General features: G+C 65.1%; 3 protein-coding genes and 1 pseudogene. All 4 read left to right on the forward strand.

Annotated features, from left to right (window positions below; all coding sequences use genetic code 11):
• A pseudogene (locus tag Q0L57_RS14615) lies at positions 1 to 281 on the forward strand (50S ribosomal protein L3); the annotation flags it as partial.
• Positions 281 to 901, forward strand: a complete 621-nt coding sequence (rplD, locus tag Q0L57_RS14620) for a 50S ribosomal protein L4 (RefSeq protein WP_296743731.1) — start codon at positions 281 to 283, stop codon at positions 899 to 901. The pseudogene Q0L57_RS14615 and the gene rplD, both read left to right, overlap by 1 nt.
• Positions 898 to 1191 carry a 50S ribosomal protein L23 gene (locus tag Q0L57_RS14625; RefSeq protein ID WP_126054435.1) on the forward strand — a complete coding sequence of 98 codons (294 nt, stop codon included), beginning with the start codon at positions 898 to 900 and terminating at the stop codon, positions 1189 to 1191. Before rplD ends, Q0L57_RS14625 begins: the two co-directional genes overlap by 4 nt.
• Before the next feature lie 22 nt (positions 1192 to 1213).
• The coding region (rplB, locus tag Q0L57_RS14630) for a 50S ribosomal protein L2 (RefSeq protein WP_296743734.1) at positions 1214 to 1652 on the forward strand (439 nt) is incomplete at its 3' end.

Below are 1652 nucleotides of genomic sequence, written 5' to 3' on the forward strand. Positions count from 1 at the left end.
CGACCGGTCAGCGCCAGGACCCCGGCAAGGTGTTCAAGGGCAAGAAGATGGCCGGCCACATGGGCGACGTCCGCGTCACCACCCAGAACGTCGAGGTCGTCTCGACCGATGCGGATCGCGGTCTGATCCTGATCCGTGGCGCGGTTCCGGGAGTGAAGGGCGCCTGGATCCTGGTCCGCGACGCCGCCAAGGTTGCGCTGCCGGCGAACGCGCCGAAGCCGGCCTCGATCCGTGCCGCTGCCGCCAAGAACGAAGCCCCGGCCACTGAGGGAGCGGAATAATGGACATCAAGATCACAACGCTCGGCGGCCAGGACGCCGGCAAGGTGAAGCTCTCCGAGGAGATTTTCGGCCTTGACCCGCGCGAGGACATCCTGCAGCGCGTCGTGCGCTGGCAGCTCGCCAAGAAGCAGCAGGGCACGCACAAGGCCAAGGGCCGCGCCGAAATCGCGCGCACCGGCGCCAAGATGTACAAGCAGAAGGGTACGGGCCGCGCCCGTCACCATTCGGCTCGCGCTCCGCAGTTCCGCGGCGGCGGCAAGGCGCACGGCCCGGTCGTGCGCAGCCACGAGCATGAGCTGCCGAAGAAGGTTCGCGCTCTCGGTCTCAAGCATGCCCTCTCGGCCAAGGCCAAGAGCGCTTCGCTGATCATCGTCGACGAGCTGAAGCTGGCAGAAGCCAAGACGAAGGCGCTGGCGGCGAACCTCGAGACGCTGGGGCTGACCAACGCCCTGGTGATCGGCGGCGCCGAGCTCGACCAGAACTTCAAGCTGGCGGCGACCAACATTCCGAACATCGACGTGCTGCCCATCCAGGGCATCAACGTCTACGACATTCTGCGCCGCGGCACGCTGGTCCTTTCGAAGGCCGCCGTCGAGGCTCTCGAGGAGCGCTTCAAATGACCGACCTTCGTCACTACGACGTGATCGTCTCGCCGGCGATCACTGAAAAGTCGACCATGGCTTCCGAGCAGAACCAGGTCGTCTTCAACGTCGCCAAGAAGGCGTCGAAGCCGGAAATCAAGGCCGCCGTCGAAGCGCTCTTCGGCGTCAAGGTGACGGCCGTGAACACGCTTGTCCGCAAGGGCAAGATCAAGCGCTTCCGCGGCACGATCGGCCGCCAGGGCGACGTCAAGAAGGCGGTTGTGACGCTGGCCGACGGCCAGTCGATCGACGTCGCGACGGGTCTCTGAGCAAGGCCGCGAGGACAGGACAATGGCACTCAAGAAATTCAACCCGGTAACGCCGAGCACCCGCCAGCTGGTCATCGTCGACCGCTCGGGCCTCTACAAGGGCAAGCCCGTCAAGGGCCTGACCGAAGGCCTGACCAAGTCGGGCGGCCGCAACAACTACGGCCGCATCACGGCCCGCTTCATCGGCGGCGGTCACAAGCGTTCGTACCGCATCATCGACTTCAAGCGCCGCAAGTTCGACGTCGTCGGCACGGTTGAGCGTATCGAATACGATCCGAACCGCACTGCCTTCATCGCGCTGATCAAGTATGACGATGGCGAGCTGTCCTACATCCTGGCCCCGCAGCGCCTTGCTGCCGGCGACAAGATCGTGGCCGGCGAAGCAGTCGACGTGAAGCCGGGCAATGCGATGCCGCTGGCCTCGATGCCGGTCGGCACGATCGTCCACAACATCGAGCTGA

The organism is Mesorhizobium sp. (genome assembly GCF_024509055.1).
Lineage (GTDB): Bacteria > Pseudomonadota > Alphaproteobacteria > Rhizobiales > Rhizobiaceae > Mesorhizobium.